The following is a 22,004-nucleotide window of genomic DNA, read 5'->3' as shown; positions in this document are numbered from 1 at the left end:
AGCGTCCTCGCAAAGCATCCAGTGTAGCCTCTTCCGCTTGCTATCATTCCTCCACGGAGGCGGCATGGCGATCCTGGCGGCACCCACGGGCAACGAAGTCAACCTGCTGGAGGTGATGCTCCACGCGGGACCCGTCTCCAAGGTCGTCCTACTGATCCTCATCGTGTTCTCCCTCCTCAGCTGGGTGGTGATCATCCGGAAGGCGCTCCTCTACCGCCGCAGCCGGGCGGTCTCCGAGGAATTCCGCGGGGCCTTCAAGCGCGCCACGGACTGGCGGGAGCTGAAGCAGCAGGTGGAGAAGTTCGCCATCAGCCCCCTGGTGGGCCTGTTCACCGCGGGCTACGGGGAAGTGACCTACCAGCTCCGCCAGGCGGGCCCCGACGGCCGCGCGCAGCTCCGCAGCATGGAAGCCGTGGAGCGCAGCCTCCAGCGGGCCAGCGTGGTGGAGATGGGCCGGCTGGAGCGCTCGCTGGGCGGCCTCGCCACAGTGGCGGCGGTCAGCCCCTTCATCGGCCTCTTCGGGACGGTGTGGGGCATCATCGACGCCTTCCGCGGCATCGGCGCCACCGGCAACGCCAACCTCGCCACCGTGGCGCCCGGCATCTCCGAGGCCCTGGTCGCCACGGCCATCGGCCTGGTGGCCGCCATCCCGGCGCTGATGGCCTACAACTTCTTCCAGGGCCAGCTCAAGCAGTTCCAGACGGAGCTGGACGACTTCTCCCTCGAATTCATCAGCCTGTCCGAGCGGAACTTCACCTGAGCCCGCGCCGCCTGCCCCTGTCCTTCGACTGGGAGGATTGGTTCCAGCTCTGCTGCCCGCCCTACGATCGGCCCGAGGCGCTGGATCGCTTCGAGTGCCGCCTGCCGCGGGCCACGGAGCTGTCGCTGGCCCTGTGCGCGGACCTGGGCGCCACGGCCACCTGGTTCTGCCTGGGGGACCAGGCGCGGCGCCATCCGGCGCTGCTGCGGGAGATCGCGGCCCGGGGCCACGCCATCGGCCTCCACGGGCTCACGCACCGCCGGGCTTTCGAGATGGATCGCGCGGCCTGGCGGATCTCCATGCGGGACGGAAAGGCGCTGCTGGAGGACCTCGCCGGCGTTCCCGTGACCGGGTACCGCGCCCCCGAGTGGAGCCTGCGCGGCGCCGCGTCCGAGTGGTGCGACGACCTGCCGGAATTGGGGTTCAGCTACGATTCCAGCCGCGCCCCCCTGCCGGTGATCGGCGATCCCGCCTGGCCCCGCCGGCCCCATCGCCTGCCCAACGGCCTGTGGGAACTGCCCCCGCCTGTGCTTTCCCTGGGGCCCTGGCGCGTCCCCATGTGGGGCTGGGGCCTGCGCGCCCTTCCTACCGGCCTTCTCCGACGCCGATTGACGGCCCTCGCCGCTGAGGACGCCGGGACGCCCGTGGTGATCCATCCGTGGGAACTGGACGCCGATCAGCCGGCCCTGCCCGGGGCTTCGCTCGGCCACCGCTTCGCCCACAGCGCGGGCCTGAAGGGCTACGGGGCCCGCCTGCGGAAGCTGCTGTCAGGGATCCGCCTCGTGCCGCTGGACGCCTGGGTGGAGGCCCGATGAGCGTGCCACCCGTCGTCCTGCTGGCCCCCTCGGAGGACAAGGCCCCCGGTGGTGTTCCGGGCCGCCTAGCGGAGACCCCCGCCCAGCGGTGGGTACGGGAAGGGCTGGGTGCCCTGGCGAAGACGGGGACGCCCGAGGCGCTACGGAAGGCCTTCGACGTGAAGGATCTGGCCCTGGACAAGGCCCGGGCCGAAGCTCTGGCGCTCCAGAAGCTGGGCCGGGGCGGCGAGGTGCCTCTCCTCCCGGCGCTGGGCCGCTACACGGGTGTGGCCTTCCAGGCGCTGGACGCGGCGACGCTTCCGCCGGAGGCGTGGTGCCGCGTCTTCATCCTGTCCAGCCTGCGCGGTCTGGTCCGGGGCGACGAGCCGGTGCCGCCCTACAAGCTGAACCTCGCCGCCCTTCCGGGCCTGAAGGCCCATTGGCGGAAGGCGCTGCCCCCACTGTTGGAGAACCTTCCGGAAGGCCCGGTGTGGGAACTGCTTCCGGGCGACGCCGCGGGCCTGCTCAAGGGGTGGGACCGCCCGCGGCACACGGTGGAGATCCTGGGAAAGCGCGGCCAGGCCCTCAGCCACTTCGCGAAGAAGTACCGCGGGCTGGTGGCCCGGTGGATCCTGGCGCACGGGCAGGGGGATCCGCGGAAGGTGCTGAAGGGGCGGATTCCCGGCTGCCAGTGGGTCGGCGTCGACGAGAACGACCGGGGCGGCGTGGCCCTTCGGCTGGTGGTGGAGCCATGAGCGACGACTGCAACCGCACTCCTTTCTGGCAGCGGCAGCCGCGGCTTCCCCTGGATATCCAGCGCTTCCTCCAGGCGCGGACGGAAGCGGCCCTGGGCGATCCCGACGCCCGGCAGGTCCTTGTGTGGCCCACGATCCTCGGGGCGCCGGCGCTGCGAAGGGCCCATCCCGACGGCGTGCCCGAAGGCGAACTCCTGGCCCACGCCGCCCGCATGCTCGGCTCGCTGGGCCATCACGATCCCGCCGCGGCGTGGGGCGCGCACCGCGAGGCCTGGCCCACCACCGCCGAAGCGGGACCCACGGGCTGGCGACCCGCGCCGGCCTGGGGCGCCTGGGGACCCCTGGTGAGCCTGCGCTGTGGCTGGGAACTGGCGGCGCTCACGCCCCTGCCGCTGGGCGAGCGCTATCCGCTGGCCTGCGGCGTCTCGCTTTTCAACCACGGCCTCTTCCACGAGTGCCACGACGCGCTGGAGCCGCTGTGGACGGACGCGCGGGGCGAGCTGAAGGACGGCCTCCAGGGACTGATCCTCCTGGCGGGCGGCTATCACCACCTCCAGCAGCACAACCTCAGCGGGATGGTCGGGTTGTGGGAGGAGGCCCTAGGCCGCCTGGAGCCCTGCGGCGGGCGGGTGTCCACGCCGTGGGGGGAGGTCCGGGCGGAAGCCGCGCTGGACCTGACGGCCCGGCGGCTGGACCATGGAAGGCGCATGGACGGCGACGCGGACTTCGGGCCGCTCTGGGCCCTGGACCGTCCGACCTGGGAGCTGGCATGAACGTATCTTCCGTACCCGCCGACCTGCTGGTCCTCGGGGCGGGGATCGCCGGATGCGCGGCGGCCCTGCGGGCGGCGGACCTCGGGGCTTCCGTGGTCCTGGTGGCGAAGGACGAACTGGGCGCCACCAATACCGCCTGGGCCCAGGGCGGGATCATCGGCCTCCCCCCGGAGGAGGAAGGCGACTCGCCGGAGCTGCTGGCCGCGGACATCGAGGCCGCGGGCGCCGGGCTGTGCCGGCCCGAGGCGGTGCGCCTCCTCGCGGAGGAAGGTCCGGCCCTGTGCCGCAGCTTCCTGTGGGAGCGCCTGGGCGTGCCCTTCGACCTGGGCATGGGCGGGACGCCGGATCCCACGGCGGAAGCGGCCCACAGCGCCCGGCGCATCTACCACGCCAAGGACGCCACGGGCCTGGCCATCCAGATCGCCCTCAGCGCCGCCGTGCGGGCCCATCCCAACATCCGGGTCCGCGAGGGCCTCTGCCTGGTGGACCTCATCACCAGCCCCCACCACTGCGTCAAGCCGGTGCGGGTCTACGAGCCCATCCAGGTCCACGGCGCCTACCTCTTCGATCCCGCGATGGGCGAGGTGGAGGGCCTGCTGGCGCGGCGGACGATGCTGGCCACCGGCGGCCTGGGCTACCTCTATCTGCACACCACCAATCCGCCCAGCGCCACCGGCGACGGGCTCGCGGCGGCCTACCGGGCCAACGCCCGGATCGTGAACTGCGAGTACGTCCAGTTCCATCCCACCGCGCTGCACGTGCCGGGCAAGCCGCGCACGCTGCTCACCGAGGCCCTCCGGGGCGAAGGGGCCTGGCTGGTGAACCGGCGGGGCGAGCGCTTCATGGAGAAGTACGCGCCGGAGCAGCTGGAGCTGGCCCCCCGCGACGTGGTGAGCCGGGCGATCTTCCAGGAGATGGCCGCCAGCGGCGAAGCCAACGTCTACCTCGACCTGGCGCCCGTGGCCGCCCACCTCGACCTGGACGCCCACTTCCCCACGGTGATGGCGGCCTGCCGCGCCGAAGGCATCGACCCTTCCCGCCAGCCCATTCCCGTCGTGCCCGCCGCGCACTACTTCTGCGGCGGCGTCCTGGTGGACCTGGACGGGCGCACCAGCCTGCCGGGGCTCTACGCGGCGGGCGAAGTGGCCTGCACCGGGCTTCACGGCGCCAACCGCCTGGCTTCCACCAGCCTGCTCGAAGGCCTCCTGTGGGGATTCCGCGGCGCCGAAGCCGCCGTGGCGGAACTGGCCGCGGTGGGGGAGCCGGATCCCACCGATTTGGCGATCTGGCGGATGCCCGAGGATCCCGAGGAGATGGATCCGCTGCTCATCGACCAGGACTGGGGGCTGATCCGCAGCACGCTCTGGAACTACGCGGGGATCGTCCGCACCGGCGCGCGCCTGCAGCGGGCCAAGGCCGATCTGCATTACCTCGCCCACCGGATCGAGCGCTTCTATCACGAGTCCCGTCTCAGCCGGGAGCTGCTGGAGCTGCGCAGCGGCATCCTCTGCGCGCGCCTGATCCTGAACGCCGCGCTCCAGAACCCCGAGAGCCGGGGCTGCCATTACCGCGTGGATTGATCTGCAAATCGGCGAGAATGGAGCATGGTGCTGTCCGTCTTCGACCTGTTCCGAATCGGCATCGGACCCAGCTCTTCCCACACGGTGGGCCCCATGCGGGCCGCGCGCACCTTCGTCCTGGGCCTGGAACGGGAAAGGCTGCTGGACGCGACGGCGGCGGTGAAGGTGGAGCTGTTCGGCAGCCTGGGCGCCACGGGGAAGGGCCACGGCAGCGACAGGGCCGTGCTCCTCGGGTTGATGGGGGAGACCCCGGAAGCGGTGGACGTGGAGGCCGTCGAAGGGTTGGTGGCGCGGGTCCGGGAATCGGAACGCCTCTCCCTCCTGGGGCGGCGGGAGATTCCCTTCCGGGAGTCCGAGCATCTCCTGCTCCTCCGCCGGAGTCTCCCCTATCATCCCAACGGGCTGCGCTTCACCGCCCTGGACGCCGCCGACGGGACCCTGCGGGCGCGGATCTTCTACTCCGTGGGCGGCGGCTTCGTGGTGGAGGAGGGAGCCCCGCGCCCCGATCCCGGGCCCGAGCCGCCGCATCCGTTCCACAGCGGGAACGAGTTGCTGGAGCGCTGCCGTGCGACGGGCCTGAGCGTCAGTGGACTGATGCTGGAGAACGAGCGCGCGTGGCGGTCCGAGGCGGACGTGCGGACGGGCCTGCTGGAGATCTGGTTGGTGATGCGGGCCTGCGTGCGCCGCGGCTGCGGGACCGAGGGCATCCTCCCCGGCGGACTGAAGGTTCCCCGGCGGGCGCCGGCGTTGCACCGGCGCTTGAAGGACCTGTGGGAAGCGGGATCGGAGGATCCGCTCCTCGCCATGGACTACGTCAGCCTCTGCGCCCTGGCGGTCAACGAGGAGAACGCCGCCGGCGGCCGGGTGGTGACGGCGCCCACCAACGGCGCGGCGGGGATCATCCCCGCGGTGCTCCACCACTACGGCCGCTTCGTGCCGGGGGCGGACGAGGAGGGCGTGGTGCGCTTCCTTCTCACCGCGGGCGCCATCGGGGCGCTCTACAAGGAGAACGCCTCCATCAGCGGCGCGGAGGTGGGCTGCCAGGGCGAAGTGGGCGTGGCCTGCTCCATGGCGGCCGGGGCCCTCGCGGAGGTGATGGGCGGGACGCCCGACCAGGTGGAGAACGCCGCGGAGATCGGGATGGAGCACAACCTGGGCCTCACCTGCGATCCCATCGGGGGCCTGGTGCAGGTGCCCTGCATCGAGCGGAACGCCATGGCGAGCGTCAAGGCCATCAACGCCGCACGGCTGGCCCTCCACGGCGACGGGCACCACTTCGTGAGCCTGGACAAGGTGATCCGCACCATGCGCGACACCGGCGCCGACATGAAGAGCAAATACAAGGAAACCGCCCGAGGAGGCCTCGCCGTGGCCGTTCCCGAGCTGCCCCTGGACTTCCCCGTGAACCTTCCGGAGTGCTGATGCGACGCGCTGCCCTTTCCCTCATTCTTCCCGCGGTCCTCGCCGCGCAGCCGGCGCCCCTGGACGAGGGGCGGCTGGAACCCGGCTGGTTCGGGCCCGCGGCGGCCTTCCAGGCCTCCAAAGCCCTGGGCTTCCAGTGGCTGAAGCCGGGGCTGGACCTCCGGCGGCGCGGCCTCCGCCTCAAGGCCTGGGAACCCGCGGCCTGGCTCATGGGCGCCAGGCCTTCCAAGGACCAGGCGCTGCAGGGACGCTTCGAACGCACGCAGGTGTCGGAGTTGGCCAAGGGCCTCCGCCGCGGGCTGAAAGGCGCCGTGCCCGTCTCCCAGACCGAGGGCGACGTGTTGGTGGTGGGCCGCGTGGTGGATGCCGTGGGAGACGGCGGCGACACCTTGACCTTCAGCACCGCCAGCCTCTCCATCGACCTCAAGCTGGTGGACGGGGACACCGGCGAACTCCTGGGCGCCTTCCACACCACCCTCGAAGCGCCCGGGGTCGACGTCCTGGACATCCAGTACGCCGCGTGGTGCGAGAAGCTGGGCCGCTTCCTGGCCGGCACGCTCCAGGCGCCGGCGCCTCAACCTCCCGTCGCCGCCCCCAAAGCGGCTCCCGCGCCCCAGCCCCCCGCCTTCGACCTCGAAGGGGCCCTCCGGCGCATCGAGGGCCTGAAGCGCGATGGGCTGCTCAGCGAGGAGGAATACCAGGCCTTCCGCAAGCGCGCCGCCGACCGCGCCGCGAAGCTGCCGGGCGGGAAGTAGGGCGCCTGTTCAAGGGATGAAGATCACCACCAAGGCTCGAAGACACCAAGGAAAGCTGGGTCTGCCGTTGGCTCGGTAAATTCTTGCCAAGAAATAAAAGCCGAGAAGCGCGGAGAAGGCCGGGGAGAAACGTTTCCGCTTTCCTCGGTTGCTCCGCGATCCTCCGCTGTTTTGAATGCGGCTTTTCCTGGCCTCACAGCGGCCAGGGGCCCGCGCCTTCGCGCAGCAGTTCCGGCGGGTCGGCGGCGAGGTCGACGATGGTGCTGGGGACGCCCAGCGGCTGGCCGCAGTCCACGACGAGATCCAGGGCGTGGCCCTGTTCCTCTTCGATCTCCCAGGCGGTGTTCAGGACGGGCTGGTCGGGCAGGGCGACGCTGGTGGTGATGATGGGTTCGCCGAGGAGCGACACGAGCGCGCGGCAGAAGGCGTTGTCGGGGATGCGGAGGCCCACCACCTGCTTGTTCTGGAGGTAGCGCGGCACCTCGCGGCTGGCGGGAAGCAGGACCGTGTAGGGGCCCGGCAGCATCTGCTTGAGGAGGCGGAACGTGGGCGTGTCCAGGTGGCGCGCGTACCGGCAGAGCATCTCCATGTCCGAGCAGAGAATGGACATGGGCTTCTTGGGATCGCGGCCCTTCAACTGCTGCACGCGGTCCACGGCCTTCTTGCGGGAGGCGAGGCAGCCCAGGCCGTAGAGCGTGTCGGTGGGATAGGCGATCACGCCGTCCTGCCGCAGCAGCTCCGCGATGCGCTCCAGGTGCCGCACCTGCGGCGTGTCCGGATGAAGGGTGAGGATCATCGCTCCTCCAGCCGATTCCAGCGCGCGCGGCCCGCCGAAGGATGTTCCGCGGGCCGCTGGAAGAACCGCTCGGCGACGGCCGCCTGCAGGGGAGCGGCGACGCCGCTGCGCCGCGCCTGGAGCGCCAGCAGGCCCATGGTGGTGAGCCCGTCGGTGATCTCGCCCGCCAGGATGCGGCGCAGGCAGTCCGCGAAGGGCTCGCGGTGGATCAGCAGTTCCTCGTCGTCCTCGGCGTGGTGGCCTTCCGCCGGCGAGAGGCCGGTGGCGAGAAACAGGAAAGCCTCCTCCTCGGTGGAGGAGTTGCTCGGATGGAAGAAGCACAGCGGTTCCCATACCGCGGCGGCGAGCCCCGCTTCCTCGGCCAGTTCGCGGCGAATGGCCTCGAAGGGGCTCTCGGTCTCGTCCCCGCCGCCCTCGGGCACTTCCCAGGAATAGACCTCCAGCGGATAGCGCCACTGGCCCACGAGGATCACGCGGTCCGCGTCGTCCAGCGCCACCACGCCGCAGGCGGTGCGCCGGAACCCGCACACCGCGTAGCGGCCCTCGGCGCCTCGCCGGTGGCGGAAGCGGTCCTCCCGCACCCGGATCCACGGCGAATCGTAGACGAACCGCCGGTCCAGGACCGTGTAGGGATCGGGCTGCTCGGGGCGCGGAAGAGGCTGCAATTCCATGCTTCGACCATAGCGAAAAATGTCCGCGAAGCGGGATGTCCCCTGGTCTGGAATAAAGAAGAAGCCCGGCAGAGCCGGGCTTCTTCTTGGCGTTCGGGGATGCGCGCGCAGCGCGGAATCCCCGGGAGAATGCCTACCGGCGGAGGCCGAGGCGCTCGATCAGGGCGGCGTAGCGCTCCTTGCTCTTCTTCTTCAGGTAGTCGAGCAGGCGGCGGCGCTGGCCGACCATGATCATGAGCCCGCGGCGGCTGTGGTAGTCCTTGCTGTGGGTCTTGAAGTGCTCGGTGAGGTCGTTGATCCGCTTGGTCAGGATGGCGACCTGCACTTCCGGCGAACCCGTGTCCGACTCGTGCTGCTTGTAGTCGTCGATGATGATCTTCTTCTGTTCCACGCTGAGGGCCATGACGGCTCCTGTTCGGGGGATCGCCCGTCACCCGGCCCTCAGCCCCGTGCCGAAGGTGGGTCCAGCCTGGGTGAGCCAGGCGCTTGTGTCGCTTCAAGACTTCGGCCCGCTGGGCGGGCCGAAGGGTGGTGCGGATAGAGGGACTCGAACCCCCACGTCTTGTGAACACTAGTACCTGAAACTAGCGCGTCTACCAATTCCGCCATATCCGCTTGAAAGAGCGCTCCGGGTCCCGCAGGTTCCGGACGTGCCGAACATCAATCCTAGCGCGGTCCTCCGCGGGAGGCAACACCCGATTCTGGCCTCACCACTCGCGATAGGGGATCCCGTTCATCCCCGTGCCGGGCGCGAGGCTGTACACGTCGTAGACGTGGCTGCCGCCCCAGGTGGTGCTGTTCGCGTCGTCGTTGCTGTTCCGCAGGCCCCATTCCCGCTTGCCTGTGAAAGGATCGGGGGGAATGCGGCGGAGGAAGCGCACCTTGCGGCTGATGGAGCCCGCGGCGGGGACGCCTTCCACCAGGATCTCCAGGGATTCGGGATAGAAGTTCGCCTCCGCCGGCGGCGCCTTGATCTTCTGCTGCTCGGCCATCCGCTTGTAGTCGTCGATGGCGGTGCGGAGTTCGCGCAGGTCGCGGCGCAGCTCCAGCTCGTGCTGGCGCTTGAGCCCGTTCCTGGCGAGGGGGACCGTCACCGACGCGAGGATTAGCAGGACGGTGGCCGTGACCACCAGTTCCAGCAGGGTGAATCCGCGCTGGCGGCTCACTGCACCGTCACGAGGGCGTTGGACCAGCGCCCGGAAATGGGGAGGCTGCCGGCGAGGAACTGGCCGCTCTGGATGAGCACCGGCGCGTTCCCCGCGGTGAGGCCTTCGAGTTCCAGGATGGCGAACAGGCCGCTGTCCACGCCGGAGGCGTTGCGCTTGAAGGTGAGCTTCAGAGTGCCGTCCTTGCCCGGGAACTGCTCCAGGCTGCCGCCCTCGCCGGTGATGAAGTCGCCGGGCGCGACCGTGCGGAGGCGCAGGCCGGGGGGGATCCGGAGGTCGAGGGAGCCGGAGCTGAGGCCGTTTCCGCCGCTGACGGTGAGGCTGAGCTGCACCTTCTCGCCGGCTTTGATCTCCGAGGCCACGGGGGACATGAACACCACCAGGTCGGAGGCGGTGGGGGGACGGGCCTCTGTCGTGGCCGCTGCCACCGGCTTCTCCTGGATGGCGTCCGCCGGGGCGGGCGTGCCCGGAGCCGCAGGAACCGCGCCTGTGGGCGCCGTGGCGGAGGGGGCCTGACCCGCAGCGGGAGCGGCCGCAGGCGCGCCATTGGGAGTCTGGGGCGAGGTTGGGGCGGGCGCCTGGACCGCGGGCGCGGCGGCGGGCTTCACGACTTTGGGCGGGGCGAAGGGGCCGGCCTGGGCGGCGGCGTCCTCGGGGTTGAAGGCCGACATGTCTTGGTCGCTGATGACGGGCTTGCGCACCAGCACGGTGCGGATGGTGAGGATGACGTCGGTCTTCGCCTTGCTGTTCCGTGTGTTGCCCGTGAGGCGCCCGATGAACGGGATGTCCGCGAGGCCCCAGATGCCCTGGAGGCTCTTCTGCTCCTCATCTTTCAGCAGCCCGCCGAAGATGGCGGTCTCGCCGTCCCGCAGCCGCGCGGAGGTCTTGATCTCGCGCTTGCCCAGGTCGGGGCGGCCGGGGGTGGAACCGGATTTGAGGGTGGTGACGGTGCTCTCGATCTTGAGGGTGATCTCGCCGTTGTGATGGACGCGGGGCTCCACCTTGATCTTCACGCCCACGTCCTCGTAGGAGTAGGAGGTCTGGCCCACGCCGCCGAGAAGCGAGGACGCGCTGGCGGTGGTGCCGGTGGTGCCCGTCGTGGGGAGGGACAACTGGCTCTGGGTGGTGGAGATCTTTTCGCCGATGTTCACTTCGCCGCTCTCGCCGGAGAGCACCCGCACATTGGGGCTGGCCACCAGGCGGGCGTCGCCGTTGCCCTTCAGGAAGTCGAGGGCGAGGTTGGGGAACAGGACGCGGATGTCGGCGGTGTGGATCTTCGTGAAGCCGGAGTTGGTGTTCATCCCCGAGGTGTTGTTCACCGTGGTGGCGCCCATCCGGAAGGTGCCGGAGGTGTCGCTGGCGTTGACCACGGGCAGCAGGCCCACCTGCTCCAGGCTGTTCTCGGTGACTTCCATCAGCTCGAGGTAGACCATGACTTCCGCCTTGGCCTTGTCGAGGCTGCGGATGACCTGATCGACGATGGTGAGGTCGAGGGGCTTGGCCTTCACGATGATGGCGTTGATCCGCTTGTCCACGAACACGCGGAGCTGGGGATTGATGGCGTTGAGGGTCGAGCGGACGTCGTTGGGATCGGCGTTCGACAGGTAGATGGTCTTCAGGATCTGGTTCTCGTACTGCTCGCGGTTCTGCTGGGTGGCCTTGAAGACCATGATCGTGTTCTTGTCGATCACCTTGTAGAACAGGTCGTTCTGCAGCATCAGGGTGTCCAGCACGCGCTGGAAGGGCAGGCCCCGCAGGTCGATGGAGATGGTCTGATCCTGGAAGGAGCTGTGGGAGATGATGTTCACGCCCGAGGCCCGGCTCAGGGTGGCGAAGATCTCGCGGAGGCTGGTCCGCCGGCTGAAGTTCAGGTCGATGCCCTCGATGGAGCGCGGGTTCAGCTGCACCACGTTGTTGGCGTCGGCCCGGGCCTTCATCACTTCGAGATCCTCGGCGGCGTCGGCCTGCGCCCGTTCCTGCGCAGCGCGCTGCTCCAGGCGGATCAGCCAGTCCTGGGCGATCTGGTTGTCGGGATCGAGGACGAGGGCCTTCCGCACTTCCTGGAGGACGGTGTCGTTCTGCCCGCGCTGTTCGGCGTAGCGCGCGAGGGAGAGGTGGTTTTCCGCCGCTCGCTGGGAGGCGCGCTTGATGCCGATCCTTGCCTTGGTGTTGGACGGATCGCTCCGCAGGGCGGCCCGGTAGGCGATCACCGCGTCGTCGTAGCGGCCCTCGTCATAGGCCTGGTTGGCCTTGTGCAGGCTGCAACCCAGCGTGAGGAGGAGCGCTCCCCCGACGATCAGGGCGTTCCGGAAGGGGGCGAAGGAGGAAATGGGCATCGGGAACGTCCTTCGGGGTCAGAATTGGTTCGTCGTGGGCGCGCCGCCGGAGGCCTCGCGGGTCTCCAGCACCAGCCGCAGGTCCGGGTACTTCGTGTTCTGGAATTCGGCGCGGGTATCGAGAATGGTCACCAGCTTCCAGCGTTCCTTCAGGAGCGTGCCCTGGAGCAGGGTCACGGGCTCTTCGCCCTTCATGAAGGCGCCCACCATCCCCGAGGGGCTTCCCTTGAAGAAGCCGAGGTAGCGGAGATCCTGGGGCCGCCCGGCGTACTCGGTGGCCTTCTCCTGGGCGAGCCGCTGGCGCTCCAGTTCTTCGGGCGTCGGTGGCGGCGGAGGCGGGGGGGGCTTGACCTTCACCACCACCGGGGGAGGCGGAGCCTCGAACAAGAAGAGATCGCGCCGGACCTTGGGGTTGGAGGGGACTTCCCCGGCCCGGTTCAGGGCGGCGAGATCGGGCAGGCGGCGCAGCCCCTGGAGCTGCCGGGAATCCAGGCCGCCGGCGGCGCCCACGGTGGCGCCCTTGCGGGCGCGCGGAGCGGAGGGCGCGAACAGGGTGTAGGCGGCGTACACCAGCACCAGGGCGAAAGCGCCCAGGGCGAGCTGGGTCCGGCGGTTGCCCTTCAGTTCCTGGAGCATGGTCCGGAAATCGAAGGCCCCGGTGGCAGCGGCGGTGGGAGTCGGGCTCATGCCTCTTCCTCCCGTTCCGGCGTTCCGGTCTTCCGGAAGGCCCGCAGGACGATGTCGAGTCGCGCGCCTTCGGGGCTCTCCTCCAGGCGGCCGTCCCGGACGGCGAAGGGTAGGCCGGAGCTCTCCAGATCGATCATGAAGGCCTTGTGGCTGGCGTAGACGCCCACGGCCACGAACTCCACGTCCACGGCTTCCAGGTCTGTCCCCCGGGAGCCCTCCCGGCTGGGAAGGCCGTACTTGATGGATTGGAGGCGGAGGCCGTGCTTCTGCGCCAACTCGTGCAGGCGCTTGCTGAGGGACCACTGCAGCTCGCCGGCGGAGCCCTTGGGCAGGCGATTCTCCAGGTCCGCCAGCGTCTCGCGGCCCCGCTGGATGCGGTCGGCCAGCTGCTGGAGTTCCTGGAGGCGCTGGACCTGCTGGTTGCGGTTCCGCTCGGCTTCGCCCTTCGCCTTCAGCTTCTGGTTCAGCTGCTGGGACGCGTCGGGGAGCAGGAAGAAGGCCACGCCGAGACCCAGGACGAGGCCCAGGCCGCCGAGGGCCAACCGCAGGCGGCTGGTGCGGAGGGGGCTGTTCATTCGGAGGGCCTCCTGTCGCGTCCCGAGCGGAGTCGCCGCGGCCGGCGGCCCTCGTCGCCCTCGTCACTGCCGGGTTCCGCGGGAGGCGGAGGAACGGGTTGGGGCTGGACGATCGGGGCGGGGCGAACGGGCGGGCCTGCCTGCGGAACGGGAGGCGCGGGGGCGGGCCGACCGACCGGCGGAAGGGGACGGCCCGCCACGGGCGGAGCGACCTTCGGAGCCGGGATGCTGATGGTGCCGGCGGGCGCGGTCTTGACGGCCTTCACCACGAAGGGCGGCGGGACGGCCGCGGCGGGGAGGCTCATCTCCAGGTCCCAGCCGCCGCCCTGACGCTCGGACTCGCGCTCGAGGACCACCTGGGCGAACACGGGCGCGGCCTGGAGCGCTTCCACGAACGCCGCTTCCGCCTCGCGGGTGCGGGCCTCGGCCTTGAGCTTCATCACCACCTGCTGGTTGTTGCCGCGGGTGCGCTGGAGGCCCTTCACGCGCATGTCGGGCACCATGCACTGCTCCAGCTCCGCGGTGACGCGGGACCAGGGGAGGCTGCGCTCCATCAGGATGCGCTCGGCCACCTTCCAGCGGGCCTGCTCGCGGGAGGCGTCCACGTCCTGCAAGGAGGCCTGAATCCGCTGTTCCTGGCCCGCGGCGCGGCGGGCCTCCTCGGTGAGGCTGACGGCCGCCTGGCCGGCGCGGCTCGCCTGCCGGTAGGCCCGCCACGTGAGGCCCAGGGACCCCAGGAGGAACGCCGTGCCCACGCCCAGGGTCACCCAGCCCAGGATCTGGTGGCGCTGGCGCCACAGGCTGGGGCGGGGGGCCAGGTTGAGATGAAGGACGGGGACGGCCATCAGGGGGTCTCCGTCTGGGCGAAGCGGTCGTCCAGGACCCGCACGGGCAGGTCGATGTCGCGCCAGCCGGGAGCGCCCCACAGGTAGAGCACCTGGGGCGTGCGGGACTCGCGCTGGAGGAAGGCGGCGCTGGGGGCGATGCGCTCCTCGTTCCAGCCGTCGAGATCCAGGGGCTCCGCCCACTGGCGGAGCAGGCAGATGGTGCGTCCCCAGGCCACCAGGCTCCCCGCGTAGCGGTTCTGGCCCACGGGGCTGAGGGACAGCAGGATTCCCGGCATGTCGAGGGTCGGCGCCAGCAGGTTGTAGAGGTGCAGCCACCGCGGGGTGAGGGCGTGGACCGTGCGATCCATGCGGAGGCCCAGTTGCAGCAGGGAGTCGCGGAAGGTCTCGCGGATCCCGCAGGCCAGCCACGTGCCGGGTTCCACTTCCAGCGTCTGCACGAAGTGGGGCTCATCGAGCGCCAGGGACTGGCTGAACCGCCAGCGGAAAAAGGCCTCCTGGGCCTCGGCGCCGCGGGGGATCTCCGCCAGGTCGCGCAGCAGGAGGGAGGGCGTCCACAGGTCGTCCACCACCCAGCGGGTGGGGCCCGCGGGAAGGGCCGCCAGGGCCTGGGCCAACTGGTCGTCCGTGGGGAAATCCGTCAGGGGGCGGCGATGGGCTCCGGCGCGGATGCGGTGGGCTTCCAGCCAGAAGAGAGAGGCTTCGGAAGCCTGGAGGAACGGCAGTCTCACAGCCCCGCCCCCCTCACCCTCGGACCGGCCGGTTCGCACATGCGAAGCCGCCCGTCCGTCGCCGGGTCGCGCAGGGGATCTCGGAGGGGCTCCACAAATGACTCCTGGTTGGCACAAGGGGAGAGGGCGATTCTACCGGGGGCGGACCGGATTCCCAAGGGGACAGGCTGGTCCGCTCTCAGGAAGAATCAGGCTTGGTATGGAATGATGGGAAGAGATGTTCCTCACGTTTTCCCCGGAGCGCTGACCGCGTGCGCCTGATCTCCCTCGAACTCCACGGATTCAAGTCCTTCGCCGACGCCCAGAAGCTGAGCTTCCCGGGGGGGATGACCGCCGTGGTGGGGCCCAACGGGTGCGGCAAGTCGAACATCTCCGACAGCCTGGCGTGGGTCCTGGGAGAGCAGCGCGCCTCGATGCTGCGCGGGGCCGAGATGGCCGACGTGATCTTCGCGGGCACGGCCCAGCGCCGGCCCACGGGCCTGGCCGAAGTGAAGCTGGTCCTGGAGATGCCCGATCCCGCGCTGCCGGGGGCCACCCGCGAGGTGGCGATCTCCCGCCGCCTCTACCGCGATTCCGGCAGCGAATACCGCATCAACGGCCGCGAGGCCCGGCTCAAGGACGTGCAGGACCTCCTGCTGGACACGGGCATGGGAACCCGCGCCTACAGCTTCATCCAGCAGGGGCAGATCGACCTCATCCTCAGCAGCAAGCCCAAGGACCGGCGCCTCCTGCTGGAGGAAGCCGCGGGGATCACCCGCTACAAGCTGCGCCGGGCGGACGCCGAGAAGCGCCTGGACGAGACCCGGTCCAACCTCCAGCGCCTGGACGACATCCTGTTCGAGCTGAACAAGCAGATGGATTCCCTCCGCCGCCAGGCCTCCCGCGCCCGGCGCGCCCGGGAACTGGACGCCGAGATCAAGGCCACCCAGCGGATCCTGCTCGCGGGCAAGGCGGTGGAACTGGAGGCCGCCAAGCAGCGGATCCTGGATCAACTGGATCACATCGAGCGCCGGGTGGCGGAGCTGACGGTCCAGGTGTCGGAGAAGGCTTCGGAGGTGGAGGCCCTGCGCCTGTCCGTGGACGAGCAGCAGCAGGCCCAGGCCCGGCGCTCCGCCGCGATCCTGGGGCTGGACCAGCGGCTGCAGCTGGCGGACCAGGAGCGCAGCTTCCAGGAGGACCGCCGCCGGGAGGCCAAGGAACAGGAAGGCCGCCTCCGGGACCACATCCAGACCCTCGTGGCGCGGCTGGAGGAATCGGGCGATTCGTTCACCGCCCTGGAGGCCCAGCTGCAAGAGGCGGGGGAGCGGCTCGGGGTCCGCGAAGCGGAGCTGGCGGCGGCGGAGGAGCAGGTGGCCCTCGCCCAGGGGGCCCTCCGGCGGGAGGAAGGGGAACTCCACGCCCTCCGCGAGCAGAAGGCCTCGCTCCAGAAGGAAGCCGTGGCCCGGCAGAAGCAGCGGTTGGCCTTTCAGAGCCAGATCGCCCAGTTGGAAGGGCGGTTGGATGCCCTCAACCACGAGGAATCCGTCCGCGCCCCTCGGCTGGAGAGCCTCCAGGCCGAAGCCGGGCAGGTGGAGCGCAGCCTCGAAGGCCTGGTTTCCCAGCTGGAGCAGGCGGAGGAGGCCGCCTTCGACCAGCGCCGCCGGGCCGAGCAGTTGGAGGAGGCCCAGCGGGTGCTGGCGCAGGATCACCACCGCGCCGAGGCGGAACTGGACGCCGCCGAGCGCCGGTTGCGGCAGATCTCCGACCTGCTGGCCAAGAGCTTCGGCGACGAGCAGATGCAGAAGGGCCTCGCCTGGCTTCGGGAGCAGGGCGCCCGTCCGCGCGCCTTCGTGGAACTCCTGGCGGTGGACGAGGCCGTCCGCCCCGATCTGGAGCGCCTTCTCGGCGGCTGGCTCCAGTCCCTCGCCGCCGACGCGTCCCTCGCCCAGCGGGCGGCGGACGCGCCGGGCCATCTGCTCCTGGCGCTGGAAGGCATGCCCGCGGTGCCGGAGACTCCCGCGGATTGCGAGCCCTTCCGGTCCCACCTCCGCTGGACTGGCGGCGACCGGCCCCTGGGCGGCCTCCTGGACCGCGCGTTCCGGTGCTCCGACGAGGCCCTGCCCGCGCTGGTTTCGGCCCATCCGGATCTGGCCTTCGTTTCGCCGGGCTTTGTGCGCCTGCCTTTCGGTCCGATCCAGGTGGGCGTGTCGGCGCCCGCCGCGTCGCCCCTCAAGCTGCGGGCGGAGCTGGAGGAGGCGAAGGCCACCCGTGAAGCGCTGCTCGATCGGCTGGAGGATCTGGAGGCACGGCGGGGCCGGGGCGGCGACGACAGCCGCGAGGCCCGGGAGCGTTCCGCCGAGATCGACGAGGACCTGCGTGCCCTGCGCCGCCGGGCGGACACCCTGCGGGCCCAGAGGACGGGGCTGCAGGCCCAGCTCGCCGAGATCCGGTCCGCCAGCGAGCGGGCGGACGCCCTGTGGGAGCAGATCGAAGGCGAGATCAAGCGGCTGCGCGGGCTCCTGCGGGAGTTGGACGAACATCCCGAAGAGGCCGGCGACGCGGCCCTGGACGAGGCCATCCACGGAGGGGAAGGCCGCGTGGGCGACGCGCGGCAGCGCCTCGACGCGACGCGCGACGCGCGGCTGGAGGCGGCCCGCGCCCGCGACGCCGTGTGGGCCGAGCGGGATGGCCACGAGCGCCATCTCCAACTGGCCAAGCGCGGCCGGTTCGATCTGGAGGCGGAGCGCCAGCGAGTGGAAGCCGAAGCGGGCACCCAGGCGGAGCGCGCCGGGGCCTGCGCCACGCGGCTGGAGGAGCTGGAGGCCGAATCCCAGGCCTTGCTGGAGGAGCGCGCCGCGATCCAGGCCCAGGCTCAGGAAGCCCAGCCCCGCCTCGAACTGGACCAGGAGGCCCTGCGGGTGCACGAGCGCGCCGCCCGCGAACTCCAGGAGGCTCTGGAGAACGCCCGCGCCCAGCACCAGGAGGCGCTGATCCACGGCGCCCAGGTCCAGGGCAGCCAGGAGGCTCTGGCCAAGGAAGTGGAACTGGCCCTCGGATTGGAGATCCCGGCCTTCCTGGCCGGCCTGGACGAGACCGAGCGCGCGGCCTGGGAAGAGGGCGAGCTGGTGCACCAGACCCGCCTGAATGATCTCCAGGGGCGGCGCATGGAACTGGGCGGGGTGAATCCCCTCGCCATCCAGGAACTGGAAGAGGCGGAGGGCCGCCTGGCCTTCATGAACGAGCAGCGGGCGGACGTTACGGCGGCCATCGGGAACCTGGAAGCCACGATCCAGGAGATCAACATCACCAGCGCGGAGCGCTTCCGCGAGGCCTTCGACTTCGTGAACCTCCGGTTCCAGGAGGTGTTCCGCGAGGCCTTCGGCGGAGGCAACGCCCAGCTCGCGCTGGAGGACGCCAAGAACCTGCTGGAGTGCGGGATCGAGATCACGGCCCAGCCGCCGGGCAAGACCGCCAAGGCCCTCACCCTCCTCAGCGGCGGCGAGAAGGCCCTGACGGCGATCTCGCTCCTCTTCGCCATCTTCCACTTCAAGCCCAGCCCCTTCTGCGTCCTGGACGAAGTGGACGCGCCCCTGGACGAGGCCAACGTCGGCCGCTTCGCGGCCATGGTCCGGAAGATGAAGGCGGACACCCAGTTCATCGTCATCACCCACCAGAAGCCGACCATGGTGGCGGCCGACACCCTCTACGGCGTCACGATGGAAGAAGCGGGCTGCTCCCGCCTGGTGAGCGTCCAGTTGAAGGAGGCCGAGGCGCTGGTGTGACGAAGGGGGTCCGGCCCCCTTTTCGCCCCCGGTTCCTTGGTTTCCAAGGGCTTCGCTCTGTCAACGCGAAAGAAAACGGAATATGTGGAAAACTCCGGCGGGAGAATTACGTTCAAAATGGTGCCGGGTAATCTATGCAAGATATTGAAAATGAATAACTTGAATTGATCGGAATATCGATGCACAACACAAGGAAGTGCGTCGGCGGACAGACTTTAGGGCCTCGGAAACAGGGGAATCCACAGGCTTTTCCACAGCCCTGGAATGACCCCCTGTAAGTTCCTGGAAACATTCATGTGACGAATGCGAAACGGGGCCGCTCAGGCCTTCGTGTCCGCCGTCAGGAACTCGGGCCGCAGCCACTCCCGGAGGGTGGCTTCCTCCACGCCCAATCCCACCAGGTGCTCCTTGGCCATCTTGAGGCTCTGGCCCCCTTCGTGGCAGATGAGGAGGCGCTGGCGCCAGGCTTCGACGGCCCGCGGGCGGAGGTCCGGCTCGCCCTGGTTCATCCGCTTCTCAAGGACGAAGCCCAGGTTGTTGGCGGCCTTGCGATGCTGGCTTTCGAGGGCCAGGGCCTTCTCATAGGCTTCCGTGGCTTCCTTCCAGCGGTCGGTGACTTCCAGCGCCACGCCCCGGGCGTTCCACACGTCCGCGTCGTCGGGAGCCAGGGTCATGGCTTCCTCCACCATCCGCAGCTGATCCTCCCGGCGGTTGGAGAAGCGGCAGACCTCGGAGAGCCCCAGGTAGGCGCTGTATTCGCCCGGATCCAGTTCGAGGGCCTGGAGGAACGCCTGTTCGGCGGCCTCTCCCTGCCGGGTTTCCAGAAGGGCGTAGCCCAGCTGGACCTGGAGATCCGCAGCGCCGGGCTCGCGGACGAGGGCTTCGCGGTAGCAGCGGAGGGCGTCGTCCCACCGGCCGTCCTCCCGGGCCATCTCGCCCAGGGCCGCCCAGGGATTCGAGGCCTCCGGATCGGTTTCCGTGGCGAGAGAGAAGTAGCTGGCGGCGCCGTCGCGGTCGCCCATGTCGCGCTTCAGCTCGCCCAGCAGCGCCTGGGCTTCGGCGAGGACGGACGCGGGCGGGGCGAGGAGCATCAGGGCGTGGAGCTGTCCCTGGGCCAGTTCGAGGTGGCCCTGTTCGCTGAAGATCTCCGCGAGGATGAAGTAGCTGGCGGGATCGCACACCTGGAGGGTCCGCGCCCGCTGGATGCAGCGCATGCCCTCGGGGAGGTCGCCCCGCTTCAGCAGCAGCTCGCCCAGCGCGTGCCAGCCCCAGTAGTAGGCCTCCTCGACGCGGAGGGCGGCCATGAGTTGGGCTTCCGCGCCGCTCCAGTCGTCCATCTGCTCCATGGCGATGGCCATCAGGCGGAGGGTGCGCGGATCCTTCGGCTTGAGGCTGAGGGCCTTCAGCAGCCAGGCCCGGGCCTCGGCGGACTGGCCGCGGTGGAGCTGCACGAGCCCGAGCAGTTCCAGGGCCTTGGGGTCCTGCCCGTCGCGGCCGAGCGCCTGCTGCAGCGCGAGTTCGGCGCCGTCGGCGTCCTGGAGGAGCAGCCGCAGGTAGCCGAGGTTGCGCAGGTGGCCGCCGTCGCCGGGATGCTCATCCCGGAGGGATTCCAACTGGGCCATCAACTCGAGGCCCTCCTCCTCGTCGGCGCGCGCGCTGAAGCAGACCAAGCGCTCGAACCACGCGTCGGCATGGGAACGGTTCTCCGCGAGGAGCTGCTCCAGGATCTCCTGGGCTTCGCCGTGCCGCGCGCGCCCGTTCAGGGCGCGCGCGAGCTGCAGGCGTTCGTCGAAACCGGCCCCGACGGCAGCCTTCAGGGCCGTCAGGCGGGGATCCAGGAGTTCGAGCCAGGGACGTTGCATGGGAGTGCCTCGCGAAGGGTTCAGGGTATCACTGCGGCCGCTAAGAAGCGGCGGGCGACCGCTCCAGCGCGGCGGCGAGCCCGTCGCACAGGAGGCGCGCCATGGCCTGCCGAGTCTCGACGGTGGCCGAGCCGAGGTGGGGGAGGAGCACGGCGCGCGGCGCCTTCAGCCAGCGCGGATTGAGGCGCGGCTCGCCCTCGTAGACGTCCAGCCCGACGCCGCCGAGCCGCCCCGCTTCCAGCAGATCGATGGCGGCGTTCTCATCAAGGATTCCGCCGCGGGCGGTGTTGATCACGACGGCGCCCTCGGGCAGGGTCTCGAGCGCCGTGCGTCCCAGTAGCCCGCGCGTCTCGTCCGTCAGGGGGCAGTGGAGCGACAGCACCGCGCTGCGGGGCAGCAGGTCCGCCAGGGGCAGGCGGACGGCGCGACCCGCGCCGAAATCCACCTCGCCGCCGCGGCCCTCGCGGTCCCAGAAGAGGGGCGTCATGCCCAGCGCCCAGGCGCGGCGGGCGAAGGCCTGGCCGATGGGACCGCTGCCCAGGATGCCGCAGGCCTTCCCCGACAGGCCGGGGCCCAGCAGTTGGTCCGGCGCCCAGCCCTTCCACTCGCCGGAGCGCACGAGGGCTTCGCCTTCGGCCACGCGGCGGGTCACGGCCATCAGCAGGGCCAGGGCGATGTCGGCGGTGGCGTCGGTGAGGACGCCCGGGGTGTTCACCACGGCGATCCCGCGGGCCGCGCAGGCCTTCACGGGCAGATGGTTGACGCCCACGGAGTAGGTGCCGATGGCCTTGAGCTTCGGCGCGGCGGCGAGATCCGCTTCGGTGAGGGGCTCGGACAGCATCACCACCAGGGCCTCGGCGTCGGGAAGGGCGGCGTTCCACTCCGGCGAACGGAAGGCCGCCAGGCGCAGTTCCGGAAAGCGCGCGCCGAGTTCGCCCAGGGCGGGGCCGACGAGGGGGGAGGTGGAGAGGATGCGGGTGGTCATCGCTGCAGGGCCTTCAGGGCTTGGCGGATGGCCTCCGCCAGGGGCGGCTTCGCGGAGCGCAGGTCCGCCACCACGGGCAGAACTACATCTTCCTTGAAGCCAAGATTCGTCAGGGCCGACCGGAGGCTCTCCTCCCAGGGATCGCCCCCGGGCGCGCCCGCCAGGCCGTCGAGGCCCGACAGTCCGCCCATCTTTTCGGACAGTTCGAAGCACAGCTTCTCCGCGGTCTTCTTGCCCACGCCGGGGATGCGGGTGAGGGTCTTCACGTCCCGGCCGCGCACCGCGCGCACGAGGTCTTCCAGCGGAAGGGCGCCGAGCGCCGCCAGGGCCAGCTTGGGGCCCACGCCGTCCACCTTCACCAGCATCCGGTAGAGCTCCCGCTCCTGGGGCGAGGAGAAGCCGAGCAGCGCGATTTCGTTCTCGCGGACCAGCAGCTCCGTGTACAGCACCACCTGGGCGCCCGCTTCCGGCAGCAGCCCGTAGGTGGAGAGGCTGATGGCCGCCGCATAGCCCACCCCGCCGCACTCCACGAGGGCGAGGTTGGGCAGCTTCTGGATGAGTTCCCCGCGCAGGCGTCCGATCATGACTTCAGCATACAAAACGAGCGGCTCGCGCCGCCCGTTTTGTATCCGTATTGGTGGACCTGATCAGGATCGAACTGACGACCTCCGCATTGCGAACGCGGCGCTCTCCCAGCTGAGCTACAGGCCCACGAAACTCCAGTCTAGCGGGTCGGCGGCGGGGGTCAAT

The 22,004-nt window shown here is 70.3% G+C and carries 20 protein-coding genes and 2 tRNA genes; 8 read left to right on the top strand and 14 right to left on the bottom strand.

The genetic code is table 11. From position 1 onward, the window contains the following. Positions 1-64 precede the first annotated feature (64 nt). From RAH39_RS09060 to RAH39_RS09030, 7 genes are read left to right on the top strand one after another with little or no spacing between them, the layout of a single operon-like run. The gene (locus tag RAH39_RS09060) at positions 65-760 is read left to right on the top strand and encodes a MotA/TolQ/ExbB proton channel family protein (protein WP_306589772.1); all 696 of its coding nucleotides are present in this window, start codon (positions 65-67) and stop codon (positions 758-760) included. After that, the gene (locus RAH39_RS09055) at positions 727-1,575 is read left to right on the top strand and encodes a DUF3473 domain-containing protein (RefSeq protein ID WP_306592114.1); all 849 of its coding nucleotides are present in this window, start codon (positions 727-729) and stop codon (positions 1,573-1,575) included. Before RAH39_RS09060 ends, RAH39_RS09055 begins: the two co-directional genes overlap by 34 nt. Further along, positions 1,572-2,309, top strand: coding sequence for a peroxide stress protein YaaA (gene yaaA, locus RAH39_RS09050; RefSeq protein WP_306589771.1), 738 nt, complete (start codon positions 1,572-1,574; stop codon positions 2,307-2,309). The genes RAH39_RS09055 and yaaA overlap by 4 nt, the downstream gene beginning before the upstream one ends. After that, positions 2,306-3,082, top strand: a complete 777-nt coding sequence (locus tag RAH39_RS09045) for a DUF309 domain-containing protein (protein ID WP_306589770.1) — start codon at positions 2,306-2,308, stop codon at positions 3,080-3,082. The genes yaaA and RAH39_RS09045 overlap by 4 nt, the downstream gene beginning before the upstream one ends. After that, on the top strand, positions 3,079-4,662 hold the full coding sequence (gene nadB, locus RAH39_RS09040) for an L-aspartate oxidase (protein ID WP_306589769.1): 1,584 nt from the start codon (positions 3,079-3,081) through the stop codon (positions 4,660-4,662). Before RAH39_RS09045 ends, nadB begins: the two co-directional genes overlap by 4 nt. 24 nt (positions 4,663-4,686) lie before the next feature. After that, positions 4,687-6,084 (top strand): L-serine ammonia-lyase, encoded by a 1,398-nt coding sequence (locus RAH39_RS09035; protein WP_306589768.1) that lies wholly within the window; start codon positions 4,687-4,689, stop codon positions 6,082-6,084. Further along, complete coding sequence (locus tag RAH39_RS09030; RefSeq protein ID WP_306589767.1) at positions 6,084-6,839, top strand: hypothetical protein; 756 nt, start codon at positions 6,084-6,086, stop codon at positions 6,837-6,839. The genes RAH39_RS09035 and RAH39_RS09030 overlap by 1 nt, the downstream gene beginning before the upstream one ends. A 193-nt stretch (positions 6,840-7,032) precedes the next feature. On the opposite strand, the gene RAH39_RS09025 is transcribed toward RAH39_RS09030, so the two are convergent. From RAH39_RS09025 to RAH39_RS08980, 10 genes are all read right to left on the bottom strand, one after another. Continuing rightward, positions 7,033-7,635, bottom strand: coding sequence for an L-threonylcarbamoyladenylate synthase (locus tag RAH39_RS09025; RefSeq protein WP_306589766.1), 603 nt, complete (start codon positions 7,633-7,635; stop codon positions 7,033-7,035). Then, the gene (locus tag RAH39_RS09020; protein WP_306589765.1) at positions 7,632-8,306 is read right to left on the bottom strand and encodes an NUDIX domain-containing protein; all 675 of its coding nucleotides are present in this window, start codon (positions 8,304-8,306) and stop codon (positions 7,632-7,634) included. The genes RAH39_RS09025 and RAH39_RS09020 overlap by 4 nt, the downstream gene beginning before the upstream one ends. 133 nt (positions 8,307-8,439) lie before the next feature. Further along, positions 8,440-8,709, bottom strand: coding sequence for a 30S ribosomal protein S15 (gene rpsO, locus RAH39_RS09015; protein WP_306589764.1), 270 nt, complete (start codon positions 8,707-8,709; stop codon positions 8,440-8,442). A gap of 126 nt (positions 8,710-8,835) precedes the next feature. After that, positions 8,836-8,921, bottom strand: a tRNA-Leu gene (locus tag RAH39_RS09010). Between the two features lie 92 nt (positions 8,922-9,013). Beyond that, entirely contained in the window at positions 9,014-9,472 is a 459-nt protein-coding gene (locus tag RAH39_RS09005) for a type II secretion system protein (RefSeq protein ID WP_306589763.1), read from the bottom strand. Continuing rightward, positions 9,469-11,808 carry a secretin GspD/PilQ domain-containing protein gene (locus tag RAH39_RS09000; protein ID WP_306589762.1) on the bottom strand — a complete coding sequence of 780 codons (2,340 nt, stop codon included), beginning with the start codon at positions 11,806-11,808 and terminating at the stop codon, positions 9,469-9,471. The genes RAH39_RS09005 and RAH39_RS09000 overlap by 4 nt, the downstream gene beginning before the upstream one ends. A gap of 18 nt (positions 11,809-11,826) precedes the next feature. After that, positions 11,827-12,495, bottom strand: a complete 669-nt coding sequence (locus RAH39_RS08995) for a hypothetical protein (RefSeq protein WP_306589761.1) — start codon at positions 12,493-12,495, stop codon at positions 11,827-11,829. Then, positions 12,492-13,070: a hypothetical protein gene (locus tag RAH39_RS08990; RefSeq protein WP_306589760.1), complete on the bottom strand. Its 579-nt coding sequence runs from the start codon at positions 13,068-13,070 to the stop codon at positions 12,492-12,494. Before RAH39_RS08990 ends, RAH39_RS08995 begins: the two co-directional genes overlap by 4 nt. Then, entirely contained in the window at positions 13,067-13,915 is an 849-nt protein-coding gene (locus RAH39_RS08985; protein WP_306589759.1) for a PilN family protein, read from the bottom strand. The genes RAH39_RS08990 and RAH39_RS08985 overlap by 4 nt, the downstream gene beginning before the upstream one ends. Beyond that, entirely contained in the window at positions 13,915-14,646 is a 732-nt protein-coding gene (locus tag RAH39_RS08980; protein WP_306589758.1) for a hypothetical protein, read from the bottom strand. Before RAH39_RS08980 ends, RAH39_RS08985 begins: the two co-directional genes overlap by 1 nt. 251 nt (positions 14,647-14,897) lie before the next feature. On the opposite strand from RAH39_RS08980, the gene smc reads away from it, so the two are divergent. Then, positions 14,898-18,407, top strand: a complete 3,510-nt coding sequence (gene smc, locus RAH39_RS08975; protein WP_306589757.1) for a chromosome segregation protein SMC — start codon at positions 14,898-14,900, stop codon at positions 18,405-18,407. 320 nt (positions 18,408-18,727) lie between these two features. Here smc and RAH39_RS08970 read toward each other — a convergent pair whose 3' ends face one another. The 4 genes from RAH39_RS08970 to RAH39_RS08955 form a co-directional block, all read right to left on the bottom strand. Further along, positions 18,728-20,269, bottom strand: a complete 1,542-nt coding sequence (locus tag RAH39_RS08970) for a tetratricopeptide repeat protein (protein ID WP_306589755.1) — start codon at positions 20,267-20,269, stop codon at positions 18,728-18,730. A gap of 40 nt (positions 20,270-20,309) precedes the next feature. Further along, on the bottom strand, positions 20,310-21,254 hold the full coding sequence (locus RAH39_RS08965) for a 2-hydroxyacid dehydrogenase (RefSeq protein ID WP_306589754.1): 945 nt from the start codon (positions 21,252-21,254) through the stop codon (positions 20,310-20,312). Beyond that, positions 21,251-21,838, bottom strand: coding sequence for a Holliday junction branch migration protein RuvA (ruvA, locus tag RAH39_RS08960; RefSeq protein WP_306589753.1), 588 nt, complete (start codon positions 21,836-21,838; stop codon positions 21,251-21,253). Before ruvA ends, RAH39_RS08965 begins: the two co-directional genes overlap by 4 nt. A 51-nt stretch (positions 21,839-21,889) precedes the next feature. Further along, a tRNA-Ala gene (locus tag RAH39_RS08955) sits at positions 21,890-21,965 on the bottom strand. Positions 21,966-22,004: the final 39 nt, after the last annotated feature.

Origin of the sequence: Geothrix sp. 21YS21S-4, from assembly GCF_030845995.1 — a bacterium.
In the GTDB taxonomy this organism is placed as follows: domain Bacteria; phylum Acidobacteriota; class Holophagae; order Holophagales; family Holophagaceae; genus Geothrix.
Note: the sequence above shows the minus strand (reverse complement) of the source record. Positions and strands in the feature narration are given on the sequence as shown.